Below are 19,327 nucleotides of genomic sequence, written 5' to 3' on the forward strand. Positions count from 1 at the left end.
GCCAAGATATTTCAATTGAAAATTTTTCATCATAACTGTATAATTTTACTCTAAAAAAAGGAGGAGTTGAAAATGGGGTTAGTGTATATAAATGGAGAATTTATCCAAACAGAAAATGCAAAAATCTCAGTCTTCGATCGAGGCTTACTATATGGGGATGGTGTTTTTGAAGGTATAAGAGCCTATAATGGTAGTGTATTCAAGTTAAAAGAACATTTAGAAAGATTATATGCATCAGCAAAAGCCATTTGGTTAAATATACCTCTTTCTTTTGAAGAAATGGAAGAAGCTGTAATAGAAACTGTAAGAGTTAATAACTTAAAAGATTCATACATAAGACTTATAGTAACTCGTGGTGAGTATGGATTAGGGATTGATCCTTGGGAATGTAAAAAGGGTACCGTAATTATAATTGCAGATAAAATAAAGGTTTTTCCTGAAGAATTTTATGAAACTGGTCTTACTGCAGTAACAGTAGCCACTCGTAGATCACCAACCGATGTTTTAGATCCCAGAATTAAATCTCTAAATTATATGAGCAATATTTTAGCAAGAATAGAGGCACGTATTGCCGGAGCTGCGGAAGGTATCATGCTTAATCATCAAGGATATGTAACAGAGGCCACTGTCGATAATATCTTTTTTGTTAAAAAAGGAATTTTATTTACACCTTCTGTAACCCTGGGAGCTTTACCTGGGATTACAAGAGCAACAGTCATAGATTTGGCTAAGAAAGAACTTAGTCTAGAAGTGGTAGAAGGTTTCTTTACAAGATATGATCTATATAATGCTGACGAAGTTTTTCTTACTGGTACTGCTGTAGAGATAATTTCTGTTATTAAAATAGATGAAAGAATCATTGGAAATGGAAAACCTGGTGAAATAACTCAAAAAATAAGAAAAATATTCCATGAATATGCCCAATCTGGCATAGCGGGGAGTCCAGTATATGCAAAATAAAATATATCCTGAAACTTTTCATTTCCAAGATGAATGGAAAATAGATGGTATCAGTATTAAAAATCTAGCAGAAAAATATGGTACTCCATTATATGTAATCGATAAAAAAACATTAATAACTCAAGCCCAAAAATATATTAACTCATGGAAAAAGTACTATAAAAACAAATCTAAAGTACTTTTTGCTATTAAGGCTCTACCAATATTAGAAGTAATACGGATTTTCCATAAAGAAGGCTTAGGATTCCTTGTATCAACAGGTGGAGAACTCTTTATAGCAAGATCAGCAGGTGTAGATTCTCATAAAATTTATTTTCATGGTAATGCAAAAAGCATTCATGAATTAGAATATGCTATAAAGGAAAATATAGGAGCCATAATAATTGACAACTTTGATGAATACGAAAAAATAAAATTTCTAACAGATAAACATTCAACTTCTATAAAGGTACTTATTAGGTTAATACCAAATATTGAAGTAAGTACACATAAATCTATTAGAACAGGTCAAATAGACACTAAATTTGGTCTTCCTATTAACCAAGTTTATGAATTGATAGAAAGAATTAGGAAAGAAAAATACATAGATTTTAAAGGATTACATGCTCATATTGGTTCTCAAATTTTTGATATAAGTGCCTATGTAAAATTAGCTGAAGTATTAAGCGAAATATATAATAATTTAAAATCAGCTAATACTAACATAGAAGAAATGAGTATAGGTGGGGGATTAGGTATTGCATATACAAAAGACGATAACCCTCCAGAAATAGAAGATTTAGCTTACCAAGTATCCCAAAAATTTGAAGAAACTATTGGACATCATTTCACATTAATATGCGAACCAGGTAGATCTTTGGTAGGAAGAGCAGGAATTACAATTTACAAAATAGAAAGTAGAAAGGAGATTCCAGGTATAAGAAAATACGTATCAGTAGATGGTGGAATGTCAGATAATATTAGACCTTCTTTATATGGAGCTAAATATTCAGCCTTATTAATAACATCTAATGAAAGTACAAATACCATATATACAATAGCAGGAAAACATTGCGAATCTGGAGACATTCTTATAAGGGATTTTGAAGATAAATGGCCAAATTACGGAGATTATTTAATAACATTCTCTACAGGAGCCTATAACTTTTCAATGTTTACTTGGTATAATGCTACGGTTAGACCCGGTGTAGTACTGATAGAGAATGGAAAAGATAGATTAATAGTTAAAAGAGATACTTATGAAGATCTTTTGAGGGGTCAAATATGAAAATTGGACTTTTAGGTGGGGGACAAGTAGGACAAGCACTCTTTAAAGTACTATATTCAGAAAAAGAAACCATTCTAAATATTCTTAGAGAACCTTTAGAAATTAAAAAAGTTCTTGTAAAGGATTTAAATAAAAAAAGAGAAATTCCAAAAGATTTATTAACAACAAACCCTGAAGAAATCATATTAGATCAAGAAATCCAAATCATAGTTGAATTAATGGGAGGAATAGAACCTGCTTATTCCTATATAAAGAAAGCACTAGAAGAAAAGAAAGTTGTGGTTACAGCCAATAAGGAAGTTATTGCTTTATATGGAGAAGAACTATATAAGATAGCAAGGAAAAAAGGCGTAGATATATTATTTGAGGCAAGTGTAGGCGGAGGTATACCCATAATAAAAACGATAAAAGAAGCCATGGTTGTCGATAAAGTAAAAGAAATCTGGGCTATATTAAATGGTACTACCAATTATATACTCACCAAAATGGAAGAAGAAATGAAAGATTTTGATGAAAGCTTAAAGAAAGCTCAAGAATTAGGATATGCAGAACCAGATCCAACAAAGGACATCTCAGGTTTAGATACAGCCTATAAATTGTCCATCCTATCCTCTTTTGCTTATCACACAACCATTACACCTCAATGCATATACAGGGAAGGAATAGAAAATATAACATTAAGAGATTTGTTATACGCAAAAGACTTAGGTTATAAAATAAAATTGCTTGCTATAAGCAAAGAAAATAACGGAGAAATTGAAACAAGAGTACACCCAACTATGATTCCAATAAATTCTCCCCTTGCATCAATAAGAGGGGTATATAATGCAATCCTTTTAAAAACAGAAAAAAGAGGAGATATTTTATTATATGGTGAAGGTGCTGGTCCCTATCCTACTTCTATGGCATTACTATCCGATATATTAGAATCTGCTTATACTTTACTATATTCGTTACCCCGATATTATTCTTTTGCTTATCTTTATCCTTCCAAAATAAAAAATTGGGAAAATTTCTTTACCAGATACTATATAAGAATTTGGGTAAAAGATCAGCCAGGGGTTCTTGCACAAATTGCTAAGATATTGGGAGAAAAAAGTATAAGCATATCCTCTGTTATTCAGAAAGAAACGTCAGAAAAAGAAGAAAAAGCAGAAATAGTTATTCTTACACATAAAACAAATGAAAATAGTATGCAAAAAGCTATAAGTGAGATTAAAAAACTCCCCATCTTAGAAAATTGGGGAAGTCTAATAAGAATTGAGGGATAAAAATGAAAGGAGTACTTTTTAAATACAAAGAATTTCTACCCTTAACAGATAAGACACCTATTATATCTTTACATGAAGGAGACACACCTCTCATTTATGCTTACAATCTCTCAAAAATTTATAACATTGATATTTGGCTTAAATATGAAGGTATGAATCCAACAGGTTCTTTTAAAGATAGAGGAATGGTAGTCGCTATAGCAAAAGCACTTGAAGAAGGAAGCAAAGCAGTAATATGTGCCTCTACAGGAAATACCGCTGCTTCAGCTGCTGCTTATTCTGCATTAGCAAATTTAAAATCTTTTGTTATTCTCCCAGAAAAAGCTATTGCTTTAGGAAAATTAGCGCAAGCACTAATGTATGGTGCAAAGGTTATAAGTATAAAAGGGAATTTTGATGACGCCTTAAATTTAGTAAAAATAGCAGGACAAAAATTCCCCATAACCATTGTCAACTCAATAAACCCATATAGATTAGAAGGACAAAAAACTGCTGCCTTTGAAATATGCGATACCTTAAAAAGAGCACCTGAAAATTTAGCTATTCCTGTAGGAAATGCAGGAAATATATCCGCATACTGGATGGGCTTTAAAGAATATTTTAAAATAGGAAAAAGTAATACTTTACCCAAAATGTTAGGTTTTCAAGCAGAAGGTGCTGCTCCTTTAGTAAAAGGACATCCTATTGAAAATCCACAAACTATAGCAACAGCAATAAAAATAGGAAATCCCGCAAGTTGGGATAAAGCAATAAATGCAGTAAAAGAATCTTCAGGCTTAATAGATACTGTTAGCGATGAGGAGATCTTAGAAGCTCAAAAAGAGTTAGCAAGCAAAGAAGGGGTTTTTGTAGAGCCGGCTTCTGCAGCATCGTGGGCTGGTGTAAAGAAACTTATAAGAAATGGAAAATTTAAAGGTAATGAAGTAGTTTGTGTACTTACAGGACATGGCTTAAAAGATCCAGATATTGCCATTAAACAATCAAAAATAGAATATGTTATAGAACCTGATATAAAAGAATTAGAAAGGATTTTAGAAAAGTGATCTATCATATAAAGGTTCCTGCCACATCTGCTAATATTGGACCAGGCTTTGACTCTATCGGTATAGCCTGGAATTTATATCTCCACATTTACATAATAAAAGATGAGTCACACAAAGATGATATAAAGATTATAAATAAAAATAAAATAAATAATGACCTTTTTATTAAGGCTTTCAATGAAACAATAAATTATATAAATAAGAAACCATTAAATTACACTATAGAACTCTGGTCAGAAATTCCCATAGGAAAGGGCTTAGGAAGTAGCGCATCAGCTATAGTAGGCGGAATATATACAGCAGAGATAATAACCAATACCTATCTTAATCTACACGAGAAACTGAACATTGCTTTAAAATTTGAAAATCATTTGGATAATATATCTGCAGCTATAAATGGTGGTATAAATATATGTTTAAAAAATGAAAAAGAGATTTATATATCCAAATTACCAATAAACTATGATTTTTGGGGATTACTTTATATACCAGACTATTACTTATCAACTCAAGAAGCAAGAAGTATTTTACCCCATAATTACAAAAGAGAAGACGTAGTATTCAATCTTCAAAAATTCGGAATACTAATATCTGGATTATTTCAAAAAGATGAAAAATTAGTAAAAATGGGCTTAGATGATAAGATTCATCAACCTTATAGATTTGAATTAATAAAAGAATATCCTTTGTTATCAAAAGAAGTAGAAAAATATGGTAAAAAAATTGTTTTAAGTGGTGCTGGTCCATCTCTTCTTGTTCTTCTATTCAATGAACAAGAAGCTCTTGAAATTTTAGAAAAATTAGAAAATAATTTAAAAGAAGCCCTAAAAGGTGAATTTAAATTATTAAAAATAGAACACAATGGCATCACTTTAGAAAAACTTAATTAAAAAAAGGAGGTTAAGAGATGTCTTATAAAATTGCAGTCGTAGGAGCCACAGGTTTAGTGGGACAAGAAATGCTAAAAATCTTATGGGAAAGAAGAATTCCAATAAGTGAAATTTATGCCTTTGCATCAGCAAAATCTGAAGGGACTTATGTAGATTTTGGAAATGAAAAAATAAAAGTAGAGAAAGCCACTGTAGAAAATATTTCAAAAGCTGACTTTGCCCTCTTCTCAATAGGAGAAGAAATAAGCTTAGAACTTGCTCCAGAAATTGCTAAAAAAGGTACAATAATTATAGACAATAGCAATGCGTTTAGAATGAATCCTGATGTACCTTTAGTTATCCCAGAGATTAATCCTGGAGATTTAAAAAATCACAAAAATATAATAGCTAATCCAAACTGTTCCACTATTCAAATGTTAGTAGCTTTAAATCCTTTACATAAAAAATGGAAACTAAAAAAAATATTTGTGGCTACATATCAATCAGTTTCTGGAAAAGGAAAAGAAGCTATTAATGAACTTATGGAAAGTACAAAGGCTTTCTTAGAAGAAAAGGAATTTATTCCTTCTGCCTTCCCTTATCCTATTAGTTTTAATTTAATACCTCACATTGATACTTTTGAACATGAAAATTATTCAAGAGAAGAGATGAAAATGGTTAGAGAGACCCATAAAATTCTTCACGATTCATCAATAAAAGTCTCTCCAACTTGTGTAAGAGTACCTGTTATAAGAGGTCATTCAGAAGTAATTTATGCAGAATTTGAAAATGATTTTACTTTAGAGGAAGTATATAAAACTCTTGAAGAAGCACCTGGAGTTAAAGTTATTGATAAACCTCAAGAAAAACTTTATCCCATGCCGCTATTTTGCGATGGGAAAGACGAAGTATTTGTAGGAAGAATAAGGAAAGACCTCTTTGATCCAAAAGCTATCGACATGTGGGTAGTATCTGATAATATAAGGAAAGGTGCGGCTCTTAATGCGGTACAAATATTAGAAAAATTGATTTTCTAAATTAGGGAGGAATGAAAAGTGAGTTTAGTTGTTCAAAAATATGGTGGTACTTCAGTGGGATCAGTAGAAAGAATCAAAAATGTAGCTAAAAGAATAGCTAAATATTATAAAGAAGGCTACAAATTAGTAGTAGTTGTCTCTGCTATGGGTGATACAACAGACGATTTGATAGAAATGGCAGAAAAAATAAATCCTAATCCTGAGCCGAGAGAAATGGATTTTTTACTCTCATCTGGAGAAAGAATATCTGCAGCTTTGACAGCCATGGCCTTACAAAATTTAGGAATACCAGCAATAGCACTTTCTGGAAAACAAGCAGGAATTATAACTGATAATACACACACAAAAGCTAATATACTTAAGATAGAACCAAAAAGAATTCTTGAAGAATTAGAAAAAGGAAGAGTTGTTATTGTAGCAGGTTTTCAAGGATATGAACCTCAAAAAGGAGATGTAACAACATTAGGAAGAGGAGGCTCCGATGCAACTGCGGTTGCTCTTGCCGCAGTTTTAAAAGCAGATATATGCGAAATATATACCGACGTTGATGGAATTTTTACCGCAGATCCAAGAGTAGTTCCCAATGCTAAAAAATTAGACTTTATATCCTACGAAGAAATGTTAGAAATGGCAGGACAAGGAGCGCAAGTTATGCAGCTTAGGTCTGTAGATTTAGCAGCAACTTACAAAGTGCCTGTTATAGTAAGATCAAGTTTCAATGAAAATTCTGGTACTTTAATTGGGGAGGGAAAAGAAGTGGAAACAAAACAAAAAGTAAAAGGAATAGCCCATAATAAAAATATAGCTAAAGTAACCATAGTGGGTGTACCTGATAAACCAGGTATAGCTCATAAAATATTTGCCCCATTGGGAGAAAGAGCTATAAATGTTGATGATATAGTACAGAACGTTAGTAAAGATGGTATCACAGATTTATCTTTTACTGTACCTGAAAAAGAGTTACAAAAAACTATCGAATCAATACAAGAAGTGGTAAAAGAAATAGGTGCAAAAGAAATAAATTACGATAATAATGTAGGAAAAGTATCAATAGTAGGATGGGGAATTCAAAGTACTCCAGGAATTGCAGCAAAAATGTTTGGTATTCTTGCATCTGCTGGAATAAATATAGAGATGATAACAACTTCAGAAATTAAAATTACATGTATTATAAGAAAAGATTTGGTTGAAAAAGCTGTTAGAGCATTACATGATGGATTCAATTTAGGGGGAGAAGAATAATATCTTCTCCCCCTTTAATACTACTTAATTTCTACTACTGCTCCTTCTGCCTCTAATTTAGCTTTAATTTCTTCAGCCTCTTGTTTTGAAACACCTTCTTTTACTGGCTTAGGAGTAGAATCTACGAGATCTTTTGCCTCCTTCAAACCAAGACCAGTAATTTCTCTTACTACCTTTAAAACCTTTATCTTGTTAGCTCCTGCATCTTTTAGTATGACATCAAAAGTTGTTTTCTCTTCTACAGGAGCAGCTGCAGCTCCAGCTCCTGCTACTGGTGCTCCAACAGCAGCAACAGGCATAGCTGCGCTAACACCAAACTCTTCCTCCAATGCCTTTACTAATTCCACCAACTCCAAAACCTTCATCTCTTTAATAGCTTGAATGATTTCTTCTTTATTCATCATTCCTTACCTCCCTTTTATTGATTTATAGAAATCTTTTCTTTTTCTTTAGAGATAGCATCTAATGTCCATACCAATTTGTTTACAGGCCATTTTAGACTCCATACTAAGGAACTTAAAGGTGAAGCTATACTTCCTATTACTTGTGATAAGATAACTTCTTTTGGTGGAAGGTTTGCCATCTCTTTTATTTCATCTGCTGTATATATGTCTCCGTCTACCACTCCACCTTTAAGCTTTAAGGCTTCATGATCTTTTGAATAATCTGCTAAAGCTTTTATAACAGCAAAAGGATCATCATAACAATAAGTTATTGCTGTAGGTCCTACAAAAAACTTGTCAAATTCTTTGTCAGGATATAACCTTTTGATGGCCAATAAAGCTAATGTATTTTTTACTACCCTATATTCTGCTTGTAATCCTCTAATTTTGCTACGTAGCTCGAAAAGATCAGCCACTGTTAGACCTTTAAAATCTGTAAATATTAATGCATTAGCTTTTTCCATTTTTTTATACATCTCTTCGACTTTTTGAACTTTCTCTGGCTTTGGCAAATTTTTCACCTCCTTTTCCTTTTTTATTAAACATAAGGGAAAGCCTTCTGGCTTTCCCTTATAGAATATACATATATTTTGAAAAACCAGTAAGGCCTACGTAGGATTTTAATATTTTTTACCTACGGTCTTCGGCCCAAGTTATAGAACTTTATTTAATATCTGTATAAGTTTATGCTGCCTCCTCTTGTCTTATAATATCTGCAAGATTTTTAGTATCAATAGGAACACTCGGCCCCATTGAAGGAGATATATGCACACTCTTAAAATATTGACCTTTAGCAGAAGGGGGTTTTAATCTTAATATAGTGCTTAAAACTGTCATTAAATTTTTATACAAAGCCTCCTCAGAAAATGAAGCCTTTCCAACAGGAACGTGAATTATTCCATATCTATCTGTTCTAAACTCTACTCTTCCTGCTTTATATTCCTTTACTGCCTTTGCTATGTCATTAGTTACTGTACCAGTTTTTGGGTTTGGCATAAGTCCTCTTGGACCTAATATCTTTCCTAGTCGAGATGGAATCTTTAATGTACCCATAATATCAGGAGTAGCAATAGCAACATCAAAATCTAACCAACCATTCTCAATTTGTTTAACTAACTCTTCTCCTCCTACATAATCAGCTCCAGCCTCTTTTGCTTCTTGAGCTTTTTCTCCCTCAGCAAAAACCAATACCTTTTTCTCTTTACCAGTGCCATACGGTAGTACAACTGTACCTCTAACTTGTTGATCAGCATGACGAGGATCAACACCTAATCTTATAGCCAAGTTAATAGTTTCATCAAATTTTGCAGTAGCAAGTTTTCTTACTAAACTTACAGCTTCTTTGGGTGAATATAATCTACCCTTTTCAATTAATGATGCTAATTGTAAATATCTTTTTCCTCTTTTTGCCATTTTATATCCTCCTTATCTCTTTGTGGTTTTAACGAGGTATATCCTCTCCCACCTAAACCCATCTATCCTTCTATTATTTCAATCCCCATACTTCTAGCTGTACCCTCAATCATTCTCATTGCAGCTTCTATATCATGTGCATTTAAATCCTTCATCTTTAACTCTGCAATTTCTCTTATTTTACTTTTTTTAACTTTTCCAACTTTTACTTTATTAGGCTCTCCTGATCCCTTTTCCACACCAGCAGCCTTTTTTAGGAGATCAGATGCAGGAGGTGTTTTAGTAATGAAAGTAAAAGTTCTATCCTCATAAATAGTAATTTCAACCGGTATAATCATTCCCTCTTGACCAGCTGTTGCTGCATTATAGGCCTTACAGAATTCCATTATATTTACCCCATATTGCCCTAAAGCAGGACCTACTGGAGGAGCAGGCGTTGCTTTTCCTGCGGGTAACTGTAGCTTAACTTTTCCAACAATTTTTTTAGGCAAGACTATTCCCTCCTTTTAATCAGTTTTCTCTACTTGAGTATGATCAATTTCTGTTGGAGTTTCTCTCCCAAAAATAGATAAAAGAACTCTAACTGTTCCTTTATCAGGATAAACCTCATCCACAAATCCCTCATATCCCATAAATGGTCCTGATTTAATGTATACCCTATCTCCTTTTTTAACCTTAAGTTCTGGCCTTATTTCTTTCTGCTCCAAAAATCTCTTAATCCAATGTTCTTCTTCTGGATTAAGCGCACTCGGCTTTCCTGGAGTTCCAACAAAACCAGTAACCCCAGTAGTATTTCTAATAAGCCTTTTTACATCTTCATCTTCCACCATTCTAATAAAAAGATATCCCGGAAAAACTTTTTTTACCTGAATTCTCTTTTTTCCACCTTTTACTGTCATTACTTTTTCCTCAGGAACAACAATTTCAAATACCTTATCTTCTAAATGTAATAGCTTTATTTGTCTTTCTAATATTGCTTTTACCTTATGTTCATGTCCAGCCAATGTATGTACTACATACCATTTAGGCCCTGTCACTGACATTACCTCCATTTTAGCCTGTAAAACTTCCTAAAATAAGTCTACTTAAAAGAGTAAAGACAAAATCATAGAATGATATAATTATAATTAACAATATAAATGTTATCCCTAAGGCTAAAGATAATTGAAAGACCTTATTCTTATCAGGCCACACAACCTTCTTTAATTCTAATCTTTCCTCAGCCCAAAAATTTTTTATTTTATCCAATATACTTGCCTTTACCATATATAGTACACACTCCTAAATATAAAAATTTTTGGCAGGCCCGGCAGGGCTCGAACCTGCAACCCCCGGATTTGGAGTCCGGTGCTCTCCCTATTAGAGCTACGGGCCTACCTTACTTCTCTATGAACAGTATGCCTTCTACATCTTGGGCAATACTTTTTTAACTCTAATCTATCTGGATCGTTTTTCTTATTTTTCTCTGTAGTGTAATTTCTTTCTTTACATTCTGTACAAGCCAATGTTATGATTACTCTCATTTTATTATAACACCTCTCAGTTATTATTCAATAATTTTAGTTACGACACCTGCACCAACAGTCTTTCCACCTTCTCTGATTGCAAATCTTAAACCTTCCTCTAATGCTACAGGCTTTATTAACTTTATCTCCATCTCTATATTGTCCCCTGGCATTACCATCTGTACTCCCTCAGGTAATTTTATCTCCCCTGTTACATCAGTAGTCCTGAAATAAAATTGTGGCTTATATCCACTGAAAAATGGCGTGTGCCTTCCCCCTTCTTCCTTCTTTAATACGTATACTTGCGCCTTGAAATGCGTATGTGGCTTTATACTCCCTGGCGCCGCTACTACTTGTCCCCTCTCTACTTCATCTTTGTCTATCCCTCTTAATAATATCCCTATGTTGTCTCCAGCTATCGCTTCATCTAATTGCTTCCTGAACATCTCTACCCCTGTTACTACACTCTTCTTTATCTCATCTGTTAACCCTACTATCTCTACTTCATCCCCTACCTTCACTCTTCCTCTCTCTACTCTCCCCGTAACTACTGTCCCTCTACCAGTTATGCTAAATATGTCCTCTATTGGCATTAAAAATGGCTTGTCTACATCTCTCTCAGGTAATGGTATGTAACTGTCTACCGCATCCATTAATTCCCATATCGCATCTACCCACTTGTCCTCCCCTCTCTTCGTGTTCGGATTCTGACTCATTACCTCTACCGCTTTTAATGCTGACCCCCTTATTACTGGTACTTCATCCCCTGGATATCCATACTTCGTTAATAAGTCCCTTACTTCCATCTCCACTAAGTCCACAATCTCTGGATCATCTACCATGTCTATCTTGTTTAAAAATACTACTATGTATGGCACGTTTACTTGCCTCGCTAATAGTATGTGCTCCCTCGTCTGCGGCATTGGCCCATCCGCCGCTGATACTACTAAGATCGCTCCATCCATCTGTGCAGCCCCTGTTATCATGTTCTTTATATAGTCAGCATGCCCTGGCGCATCTATGTGCGCATAATGCCTGTTTGGTGTCTCATATTCCGCATGATATAAGTTTATCGTCACTCCTCTCGCCCTCTCCTCAGGCGCTTTATCTATGTCTTCATACTTCAATGGCTTCGCTAACCCTTCCGCCGCTAATACCATCGTTATGGCCGACGTTAATGTCGTCTTACCATGGTCTACGTGACCTATCGTACCTATGTTTACATGTGGCTTCGTCCTTACAAATTTCTCCTTCGCCATCCTTTATCTCCTCCTAAAATTTGGTTTTGATTATAAAAATTAGAAAATAAAACACCTTAGATTATATTTAAAATGGAGCCCACGACCGGGATCGAACCGGTGACCTTACCCTTACCAAGGGTACGCTCTGCCGACTGAGCTACGTGGGCCCATTAAATATAAAAAATTGGTTGCGGGGGAGGGATTTGAACCCTCGACCTCCGGGTTATGAGCCCGGTGAGCTACCTGGCTGCTCTACCCCGCGATATTAAATGGTGGGGAGGGAGGGATTTGAACCCCCGAAGGCGTCCGCCAGCAGATTTACAGTCTGCCCCCTTTGGCCACTTGGGTACCTCCCCATATTCACACATCTTATGGAGCCGAGGAAGGGATTCGAACCCCCGACCCGCTGATTACAAATCAGCTGCTCTGCCGCTGAGCTACCTCGGCTCAATTTTTTCTTTCATAAACTTATCTCAACTGGACACTGAAAAGTATATACATAAATCGAATCTAAGTCAAGGGGCAGGCTTATTTTTTATAACAGTAATTGATGATATAATTAAAAAGGTTTTTAGTAATTTATTAAGCTATATTAAAGGAGGGATTCTATATATGGAAGAATTATCAGAAATAAAATTAGAAGATTCAGATTTATCATTAACTATAGACACTCTCGTTTACGGTGCTGTTCTAAGTGAGGATAAAGATGGGATATGGTTAGATATTGGAAAAAAATATGATGCATTTTTACCATACACTGAATTATCTAAGGAAATAAAATCCAAGATTGAGAAAAAACAAAAGGTAGATAAAATACCCGTCATTATTCAGCATATTAATTTTAAAGATGGTGTTATTTTAGTATCAAACAAAAAAGCCATAGAAAATAAAATATGGGAAGAGTTAATGTGGGCATATGAAAACGAAAAACCTATAAAGGGTAAAGTAATTGACTATCATGATAGAAAATTTATCATTGAGATTGAAAATGAAATCACTGGAATAATACCACATAGAGAGATAGATATGCCCCCATTAAAACCTCCAAAATTTTATCTAAACAAAAAAGTGGAAGGGAAAATAGTAAAAATTAACCCGGAAAGAAAACAATTAATTATATCCGTTAGAGAATTATTAGAGAAGGAACAAGAAGAAAAAAAATTAGATCTATGGGAAAAAATTAAAAACTCTGATATAGTGAGAGGCAAGATCATAAAAGTAGAAGATGATAAAATAACAGTAGATCTCGGTTTTGGTATAATCGGAACTGTCAATTATGATGAATTATCGTGGTTCCTTATTAAAAATGTTAGGAGATTTTTTGAGGTTGGAGATATTGTTAAAGCTAAGATTTTAAAGTTAAATGATGAATCAAAAACTGCAGAACTCAGTATTAAACAAACACAACCCAATCCATGGAGTGTATTTAAAGAAAAATACCCCATAGGAAGTATTATAGAAGGAGAAATAATTAAAATCACAAATGGAATTCTCGTTAAAACAGATAATTTATTTGGTTATGTACCTCAAAATGAGATCACATGGGGAAGAGTTAATGAAGAAAGAGAAAAATTTAAAGTCGGAGACAAAATAAAAGTAAAGGTATTATCGGTTGATGATGAAAGGCAAAGAATCATATTGAGTGTAAAGCAAACCGAACCCAATCCCTGGGAAGTAATCGATGGTATCTTAAAAGTAGGAGATATAACAAAAGGTAAAATCACTAATATTACAGACTTTGGGATCTTCTTAGAAATAAAACCAGGCTTAGAAGGCTTAATTCCTAAAAAATATCTCTCTTGGGAAAGAATAGATAACCTTTCAATTTTCTTTAAAATAGGAGACATAATAGAGGTTAAAGTTATAAATATTGATAAGGAAAATAGAAAACTCACTTTAAGTAGAAGAGATTTACTAAAAGATCCTTGGGAAGACATAGATAAAAGATATGGAGAAGGAGATAACATAAAAGGAAAGATAATAGAAAAAACAAAAGATGGAATAATTGTAGAAATAGAACCAGGTATAGAAGGATTCCTACCTCAAAATCAAGTATACCTTGATAAAGAAGATAATGAAAACGTTACAGATTATATAGAAGCTAAAATCATAAAAATCAACACTCAAAACAGAAAAATTATTATTTCAAGAAAAGCTCTATTAAAAGAGAGATTAGAAAAGGAAATTAAAGAACAACTAAAAGAATTTTCTCCTCCGCCTATAACATTAGGTGAAATCTTAAAGCTCAAAAATATTCAATAGCATAAATACTACTTACCCCCTCTTTTGTTATTTATTTTAAAGGAGGGGGTATTTTTTATTTAGACATAATAATTTCTAAAATCCTTGTGATTTTTTTATCTAATAGAGCAATTTTTTGATCTAAATCTTGAAAGTTTAAGGTTGTGGATTGTTTCTCTACTACTTTTTTAACTTCTTCTAATAAAGATGCTTCTTGTGTTCTTAAAACTCTCAACATCTCTGAAATTTCCCTTATCTCTCTCCTCAAAGCTTCTTCCTTATTGGACAATTCTTCTATTTTTTTATTTATCTCATATATCTCTGTAATTTTACCTTGAGATGAACTTAAAAGTCTATATAAGAACACAAGAAAAACAATAATTATTCCAAAAATAACAAAATCTAAAATTCTACTAATATTAATCATCATTCTCCTTATTCCCCCTCACAGACATTTTTAAATAGACTTTGAATTTTCTGTTATACTTATAAAATATATCATACAAGGAGGAAATAGTAAATAATGATATATAAGACACATTTAGCTTTAAATTACTTAGTTCTACAGACCATCCTCAAACTATCAGATGGGATGCCAGAAAAGATACTAACTCCTTGGGGTATTGGCACCATCATAGGAACAACTATTGGTACTTTTGTACCAGATGTTGATGCACCTCACTCAGAAGTCTCAAAAAGACTTCTTCCAACAAAAACACTGCTCAACTTACTAATTCCTATTTTATCTGTTTTTTTCAGTTTAGCTTTATCTTTACTGATATGTTCTAAAACTGGACTTAACTATATATATGACAAAATAATCTTATTTTTTGTTATTTTTACAATTGTATCCATAATTCTATCTTTAGTTTTTAAGTTATTACTAAAGCCCTTATTTGTACATAGAGGCTTACTTCATAGTATATGGGGTTTATTAATTATAAATCTTTTTCTATCTGCAATGTATATTAATAACCTTAAAAATCTTCCATTAAGTTTTATAAACATGTATAATGGATTCTATATAGGAATTAATATTGGCTATTTAGGCCATTTAATAGGCGATATGATGACATTTCATGGGATTAATCCCGTATTTCCAATAAAATGGAAAATAAGTCTGAAAATATTTCGTACAAATAGCTTAGAAGAAAAGATCTTTATGATTATCTTAATAATAGTAAACATAATCTTTTTTCTTGCAAATATTTTTAAATTTTAGGAGGTAAACCATGATTGATATCAAAACATTAAGAGAAAATCCTGATCTAATGAAAGAAAATATCCTATTAAGAAACTTAGATCCAGAAAAATATAATGTGGATTATATTTTAGAATTAGATTCTAAAAGAAGAGAACTCCAAAAAGAATTAGATAACCTAAGATCACTAAGAAATAAAATATCTCAAGAAATAGGCAAAAAACAAGATCAAGAAAGGGAAAAGTTAATCAAAGAAGCTAAAGAATTAAAGGAAAAAATTGAAAAAATCGAAGAAGAGTTCAAAAATATTGAGAAAGAACTTTATCAACGTCTCTGGCAACTTCCTAATTTTCTTTCACCAAAAGCCCCAAGGGGAAAAGATGAAAATGATAATGTAGAAATTAAAAGATGGGGAGAAATTAAAAAATTCAACTTTACTCCCAAGGACCATTTGGACTTAGGAATGATGAATGATTTATTGGATTTTGAAAGAGGTAGTAAAGTTACAGGATCAAACTTCTACTATTTAAAAAATGAAGCTGTAATATTAGAATTTGCTCTTATGCAGATGGTTATAGATACTTTAGTTCCAGAAGGTTTCAAAATATTTATTACTCCAGACTTAGCCAAAATGGAGATCATTGATGGCATAGGTTTTCAACCAAGAGGACCTGAAGCCCAAATTTATAGAGTAGAAAATTTTGATTTAGGCCTTATTGCTACTGCAGAAATAACTTTAGGTGGTTACCACAAAGATGAAATTTTAGATGAGTTAGATCTTCCACTAAAATATTTAGGCTTTTCTCACTGTTTTAGGACAGAGGCTGGAGCATATGGAAGATATAATAGAGGTCTTTATAGAGTCCACCAATTTAGTAAAGCAGAAATATTTATTATATGTAGGCCTGAAGATTCAGAAGACATGCATGAATACATATTAGGATTAGAGGAAAAAATCTTCCAAAAACTAGAAATACCATATAGAGTTTTAGATATTTGCTCTGGTGACTTGGGAGCACCTGCTGCAAGAAAATTTGATATTGAGGCATGGATGCCAGGGAGAGGAGATTTTGGAGAGGTCACAAGCTGTTCAAATTGCACAGACTACCAAGCAAGAAGACTAAATATAAGATTTAGAAGAGTAACAGGAGAAGTAGCATATGTACATATGCTAAATGGTACAGCTATTGCAATTTCAAGAGCATTAATTGCTATCTTTGAAAATTATCAACAAGAAGACGGAAGCATTTTAATTCCGAAAGCTCTACAACCTTATACCTTAGGTATTAGAGAGATTAAACCCAAAGCATAAAATAAGCCCCCATTTTAAGGGGGCTTATTTTTTAATAACACTTTGAGTAACCACAAACTCTACACGTTAAGCAACCTTCTACTATCTGTAGAGGTGCACCACATTCTGGACATGGAACTCCTGAATAGGAACTTTCCTTATCTGAAGATTTAGGCATAATTACAAAATTATTGTGAGAGGAAAAATTTACATCACCTTCTTTTAGCACTAAATATTTTTCCAATGCTTTTGCAATAGCATCAGAACAAGAGAAGATAAAATCACCCTCTTCTGATCTTGTGGGATTAGGACATCGTATTCCCTTTAACTGTTTAATAATAGAATTTATATCTACACCACTCCTTAAGGCCAAAGAAATTAGTCTTGAGATTGCTTCAGTTTGAGATGCTGCACATCCTCCTGCTTTACCTAAGGTTGAGAACACTTCACATATGCCAAATTCATCTTCATTCACTGTTACATACAGATTACCACAACCAGTCTTTATTTTTATTGTTGCACCATAAGTTATATTTGGACGTGGTCGTGGTTTTACTTTATGTTCAGTTTTATCCTCCTTTGCCTCTTTCGTTTCTACACTCAAAACTTGTTCTGTTCTTGATTTATCTCTATATACAGTTATTCCTTTCAAACCTAACTCATAAGCCATTAGATAAATTTTTCTTATATCATCTCTGGTAGCTGATTGTTTTAAATTTACAGTCTTTGATACCGCATTATCTACATATTTTTGAAATGCAGCTTGCATTAGAACATGATCTTCATAATCTATATCCAATGCTGTAACAAACAATTTTCTTATCTTCTCTGGTATCTCTTCCATATCTTTAATAGTGCCTTTTTCTAATATCTTTTCTATTAATTCATCTGAATATATCCCTTCCTTTATTAACGCTTCCTTAAACAATGGATAAACCTCATTCCATTCCCCTAAGCTCACCTTTCTTTTATATGCCAAAGCAAAAATAGGCTCAATACCAGAAGAAGCATTAGCTATTATACTAATACTTCCAGTAGGAGCAATAGTAGTTAAAGTAGCATTTCTTAACCTTAAACCCATATCCTTATAAATACTCTTTTCCCAATTTGGGAAAACTCCTCTTTTTTCTGCAAGATTTAAAGAAGCATTTCTTGCTTCATCAAGGATAAACCTCATAATTTCCTCTGCAATATCTCTTGCTTTCTGAGTATTATAAGGAATTTCAAGAAGAATTAAAAGGTCATAAAAACCCATAACACCAAGGCCAATTTTTCTATTAGTTTTTGTAATCTCTTCTATTTGCTTTAAAGGATATGTATTAGCATCAATTACATTATCTAAAAAATGAACTGCCTTGTGTACTGTTTCTCTTAATTTATCCCAATCAATCTCATTCTTATCACCATTACTCTTAATCATTTTACCAAGATTTATAGATCCCAAATTACAAGATTCAAAAGGAAGTAAAGGTTGCTCACCACAAGGGTTTGTAGCCTCAATTTCTCCAACACCAGGCGTCGGATTTTTTCTGTTAATTTCATCAATGAATATTACCCCAGGTTCCCCATTTTTCCAAGCCTGTTCCACAATAAGATCAAATATTTCTCTTGCTTTTACTTTTTTAACAACTTCTTTGTTTCTCGGATTTATCAAATCAAAATCATCATCCCTCAAAACAGCTTCCATAAATTTATCTGTAATAGCGACAGATATATTAAAGTTGGGTAGCACTCCTTCTTTATCTTTACAGGTAATAAATTCAAAAATATCAGGATGATCAACTCGAAGAATTCCCATATTTGCGCCTCTTCTTACACCACCCTGCTTTATGGTATCTGTTGCTGCATCATAAACCTTCATAAAACTTACTGGTCCAGAAGCAACACCTCCAGTTGTCCTAACAATATCCCCCTTAGGACGAAGGCGAGAAAATGAAAATCCAGTACCTCCTCCAGACTGATGTATTAAAGCCGCATACTTCAATCCATCAAATATGCTCACTAATGAATCCTCAATTGGTATAACAAAACATGCTGATAGTTGTCCTAATGGTCTACCAGCATTCATAAGTGTAGGCGAATTAGGAAGAAACTCTAAAGAAACCATCATATCATAAAATTTTTCTTTTGTTTCTTCCCAATTAGCGTTAGAGTCATAAATAAGATCAATTTTAGCAATACTTTCAGAAACCCTCTCAAACATCTCTTCCGGAGTCTCAATAACATTTCCATTTTCATCCTTTTTGAGATATCTCTTTTGTAATATATTTAAAGCTTGATCAGTTAATTCTACTCTCTTCATT

General features: G+C 33.1%; 20 protein-coding genes and 5 tRNA genes. 10 read left to right on the plus strand and 15 right to left on the minus strand.

Features of this window, described 5'->3' with window-relative positions:
* The first annotated feature begins 72 nt into the window (after window positions 1-72).
* Genes ilvE through ACY3JJ_RS07185 form a run of 7 tightly spaced genes read left to right on the plus strand, consistent with a single transcriptional unit; the run spans window position 73 to window position 7,689 of the window.
* On the plus strand, window positions 73-960 hold the full coding sequence (gene ilvE, locus ACY3JJ_RS07155; protein ID WP_463091398.1) for a branched-chain-amino-acid transaminase: 888 nt from the start codon (window positions 73-75) through the stop codon (window positions 958-960).
* Window positions 950-2,227 (plus strand): diaminopimelate decarboxylase, encoded by a 1,278-nt coding sequence (lysA, locus tag ACY3JJ_RS07160; protein ID WP_463091399.1) that lies wholly within the window; start codon window positions 950-952, stop codon window positions 2,225-2,227. Before ilvE ends, lysA begins: the two co-directional genes overlap by 11 nt.
* Window positions 2,224-3,498, plus strand: coding sequence for a homoserine dehydrogenase (locus ACY3JJ_RS07165; protein ID WP_463091400.1), 1,275 nt, complete (start codon window positions 2,224-2,226; stop codon window positions 3,496-3,498). Before lysA ends, ACY3JJ_RS07165 begins: the two co-directional genes overlap by 4 nt.
* 2 nt (window positions 3,499-3,500) lie before the next feature.
* The gene (gene thrC, locus ACY3JJ_RS07170) at window positions 3,501-4,541 is read left to right on the plus strand and encodes a threonine synthase (protein WP_463081869.1); all 1,041 of its coding nucleotides are present in this window, start codon (window positions 3,501-3,503) and stop codon (window positions 4,539-4,541) included.
* Window positions 4,538-5,431, plus strand: a complete 894-nt coding sequence (thrB, locus tag ACY3JJ_RS07175) for a homoserine kinase (RefSeq protein WP_463091401.1) — start codon at window positions 4,538-4,540, stop codon at window positions 5,429-5,431. Before thrC ends, thrB begins: the two co-directional genes overlap by 4 nt.
* 17 nt (window positions 5,432-5,448) lie before the next feature.
* The gene (locus ACY3JJ_RS07180) at window positions 5,449-6,447 is read left to right on the plus strand and encodes an aspartate-semialdehyde dehydrogenase (protein ID WP_463091402.1); all 999 of its coding nucleotides are present in this window, start codon (window positions 5,449-5,451) and stop codon (window positions 6,445-6,447) included.
* Window positions 6,448-6,465: 18 nt separating this feature from the next.
* The gene (locus ACY3JJ_RS07185; RefSeq protein WP_463091403.1) at window positions 6,466-7,689 is read left to right on the plus strand and encodes an aspartate kinase; all 1,224 of its coding nucleotides are present in this window, start codon (window positions 6,466-6,468) and stop codon (window positions 7,687-7,689) included.
* 20 nt (window positions 7,690-7,709) lie between these two features.
* Here ACY3JJ_RS07185 and rplL read toward each other — a convergent pair whose 3' ends face one another.
* The 13 genes from rplL to ACY3JJ_RS07250 form a co-directional block, all read right to left on the minus strand.
* The gene (rplL, locus tag ACY3JJ_RS07190; protein ID WP_463083626.1) at window positions 7,710-8,090 is read right to left on the minus strand and encodes a 50S ribosomal protein L7/L12; all 381 of its coding nucleotides are present in this window, start codon (window positions 8,088-8,090) and stop codon (window positions 7,710-7,712) included.
* A 17-nt stretch (window positions 8,091-8,107) separates the two neighbouring features.
* The gene (gene rplJ, locus ACY3JJ_RS07195; protein WP_463091404.1) at window positions 8,108-8,644 is read right to left on the minus strand and encodes a 50S ribosomal protein L10; all 537 of its coding nucleotides are present in this window, start codon (window positions 8,642-8,644) and stop codon (window positions 8,108-8,110) included.
* A gap of 172 nt (window positions 8,645-8,816) precedes the next feature.
* On the minus strand, window positions 8,817-9,545 hold the full coding sequence (gene rplA / locus ACY3JJ_RS07200; protein WP_463091405.1) for a 50S ribosomal protein L1: 729 nt from the start codon (window positions 9,543-9,545) through the stop codon (window positions 8,817-8,819).
* A 62-nt stretch (window positions 9,546-9,607) separates the two neighbouring features.
* Window positions 9,608-10,036 carry a 50S ribosomal protein L11 gene (gene rplK, locus ACY3JJ_RS07205; protein ID WP_463081863.1) on the minus strand — a complete coding sequence of 143 codons (429 nt, stop codon included), beginning with the start codon at window positions 10,034-10,036 and terminating at the stop codon, window positions 9,608-9,610.
* Between the two features lie 15 nt (window positions 10,037-10,051).
* A complete protein-coding gene (gene nusG / locus ACY3JJ_RS07210; RefSeq protein WP_463081862.1) occupies window positions 10,052-10,588 on the minus strand; it encodes a transcription termination/antitermination protein NusG in 537 nt (178 codons plus the stop codon).
* Window positions 10,589-10,598: 10 nt separating this feature from the next.
* Complete coding sequence (gene secE / locus ACY3JJ_RS07215; RefSeq protein WP_463091406.1) at window positions 10,599-10,811, minus strand: preprotein translocase subunit SecE; 213 nt, start codon at window positions 10,809-10,811, stop codon at window positions 10,599-10,601.
* Between the two features lie 32 nt (window positions 10,812-10,843).
* A tRNA-Trp gene (locus ACY3JJ_RS07220) sits at window positions 10,844-10,920 on the minus strand.
* Window positions 10,919-11,068, minus strand: a complete 150-nt coding sequence (gene rpmG / locus ACY3JJ_RS07225) for a 50S ribosomal protein L33 (RefSeq protein WP_463081860.1) — start codon at window positions 11,066-11,068, stop codon at window positions 10,919-10,921. Before rpmG ends, ACY3JJ_RS07220 begins: the two co-directional genes overlap by 2 nt.
* Window positions 11,069-11,091: 23 nt before the next feature.
* Entirely contained in the window at window positions 11,092-12,309 is a 1,218-nt protein-coding gene (gene tuf, locus ACY3JJ_RS07230) for an elongation factor Tu (protein ID WP_463091114.1), read from the minus strand.
* 73 nt (window positions 12,310-12,382) lie between these two features.
* Window positions 12,383-12,458, minus strand: a tRNA-Thr gene (locus ACY3JJ_RS07235).
* 18 nt (window positions 12,459-12,476) lie between these two features.
* Window positions 12,477-12,553: transfer RNA gene (locus ACY3JJ_RS07240), tRNA-Met, on the minus strand.
* 8 nt (window positions 12,554-12,561) lie between these two features.
* Window positions 12,562-12,647 (minus strand) — tRNA-Tyr (locus ACY3JJ_RS07245).
* Between the two features lie 16 nt (window positions 12,648-12,663).
* Window positions 12,664-12,738, minus strand: a tRNA-Thr gene (locus tag ACY3JJ_RS07250).
* A gap of 165 nt (window positions 12,739-12,903) precedes the next feature.
* On the opposite strand from ACY3JJ_RS07250, the gene ACY3JJ_RS07255 reads away from it, so the two are divergent.
* The gene (locus ACY3JJ_RS07255; RefSeq protein WP_463091407.1) at window positions 12,904-14,553 is read left to right on the plus strand and encodes a S1 RNA-binding domain-containing protein; all 1,650 of its coding nucleotides are present in this window, start codon (window positions 12,904-12,906) and stop codon (window positions 14,551-14,553) included.
* A 55-nt stretch (window positions 14,554-14,608) separates the two neighbouring features.
* On the opposite strand, the gene ACY3JJ_RS07260 is transcribed toward ACY3JJ_RS07255, so the two are convergent.
* Window positions 14,609-14,962 carry a hypothetical protein gene (locus tag ACY3JJ_RS07260; RefSeq protein ID WP_463091408.1) on the minus strand — a complete coding sequence of 118 codons (354 nt, stop codon included), beginning with the start codon at window positions 14,960-14,962 and terminating at the stop codon, window positions 14,609-14,611.
* Between the two features lie 93 nt (window positions 14,963-15,055).
* On the opposite strand from ACY3JJ_RS07260, the gene ACY3JJ_RS07265 reads away from it, so the two are divergent.
* The gene (locus tag ACY3JJ_RS07265) at window positions 15,056-15,754 is read left to right on the plus strand and encodes a metal-dependent hydrolase (protein WP_463091409.1); all 699 of its coding nucleotides are present in this window, start codon (window positions 15,056-15,058) and stop codon (window positions 15,752-15,754) included.
* A gap of 10 nt (window positions 15,755-15,764) precedes the next feature.
* A complete protein-coding gene (gene serS, locus ACY3JJ_RS07270) occupies window positions 15,765-17,045 on the plus strand; it encodes a serine--tRNA ligase (RefSeq protein ID WP_463091410.1) in 1,281 nt (426 codons plus the stop codon).
* Between the two features lie 31 nt (window positions 17,046-17,076).
* On the opposite strand, the gene ACY3JJ_RS07275 is transcribed toward serS, so the two are convergent.
* Window positions 17,077-19,326, minus strand: coding sequence for a vitamin B12-dependent ribonucleotide reductase (locus ACY3JJ_RS07275; protein WP_463091411.1), 2,250 nt, complete (start codon window positions 19,324-19,326; stop codon window positions 17,077-17,079).
* Window position 19,327: the final 1 nt, after the last annotated feature.

This window comes from Dictyoglomus sp. DH (genome assembly GCF_055181375.1).

Excerpts from the sequence above, each read along its gene's own strand:
- ilvE (WP_463091398.1), top strand. The coding sequence starts at position 73 with ATGGGGTTAGTGTATATAAATGGAGAATTTATCCAAACAGAAAATGCA.
- lysA (WP_463091399.1), top strand. The coding sequence starts at position 950 with ATGCAAAATAAAATATATCCTGAAACTTTTCATTTCCAAGATGAATGG.
- ACY3JJ_RS07165 (WP_463091400.1), top strand. The coding sequence starts at position 2,224 with ATGAAAATTGGACTTTTAGGTGGGGGACAAGTAGGACAAGCACTCTTT.
- thrC (WP_463081869.1), top strand. The coding sequence starts at position 3,501 with ATGAAAGGAGTACTTTTTAAATACAAAGAATTTCTACCCTTAACAGAT.
- ACY3JJ_RS07180 (WP_463091402.1), top strand. The coding sequence starts at position 5,449 with ATGTCTTATAAAATTGCAGTCGTAGGAGCCACAGGTTTAGTGGGACAA.
- rplL (WP_463083626.1), bottom strand. The coding sequence starts at position 8,090 with ATGAATAAAGAAGAAATCATTCAAGCTATTAAAGAGATGAAGGTTTTG.
- rplA (WP_463091405.1), bottom strand. The coding sequence starts at position 9,545 with ATGGCAAAAAGAGGAAAAAGATATTTACAATTAGCATCATTAATTGAA.
- nusG (WP_463081862.1), bottom strand. The coding sequence starts at position 10,588 with ATGTCAGTGACAGGGCCTAAATGGTATGTAGTACATACATTGGCTGGA.
- secE (WP_463091406.1), bottom strand. The coding sequence starts at position 10,811 with ATGGTAAAGGCAAGTATATTGGATAAAATAAAAAATTTTTGGGCTGAG.
- rpmG (WP_463081860.1), bottom strand. The coding sequence starts at position 11,068 with ATGAGAGTAATCATAACATTGGCTTGTACAGAATGTAAAGAAAGAAAT.
- tuf (WP_463091114.1), bottom strand. The coding sequence starts at position 12,309 with ATGGCGAAGGAGAAATTTGTAAGGACGAAGCCACATGTAAACATAGGT.
- ACY3JJ_RS07255 (WP_463091407.1), top strand. The coding sequence starts at position 12,904 with ATGGAAGAATTATCAGAAATAAAATTAGAAGATTCAGATTTATCATTA.
- ACY3JJ_RS07260 (WP_463091408.1), bottom strand. The coding sequence starts at position 14,962 with ATGATGATTAATATTAGTAGAATTTTAGATTTTGTTATTTTTGGAATA.
- ACY3JJ_RS07265 (WP_463091409.1), top strand. The coding sequence starts at position 15,056 with ATGATATATAAGACACATTTAGCTTTAAATTACTTAGTTCTACAGACC.
- serS (WP_463091410.1), top strand. The coding sequence starts at position 15,765 with ATGATTGATATCAAAACATTAAGAGAAAATCCTGATCTAATGAAAGAA.
- ACY3JJ_RS07275 (WP_463091411.1), bottom strand. The coding sequence starts at position 19,326 with ATGAAGAGAGTAGAATTAACTGATCAAGCTTTAAATATATTACAAAAG.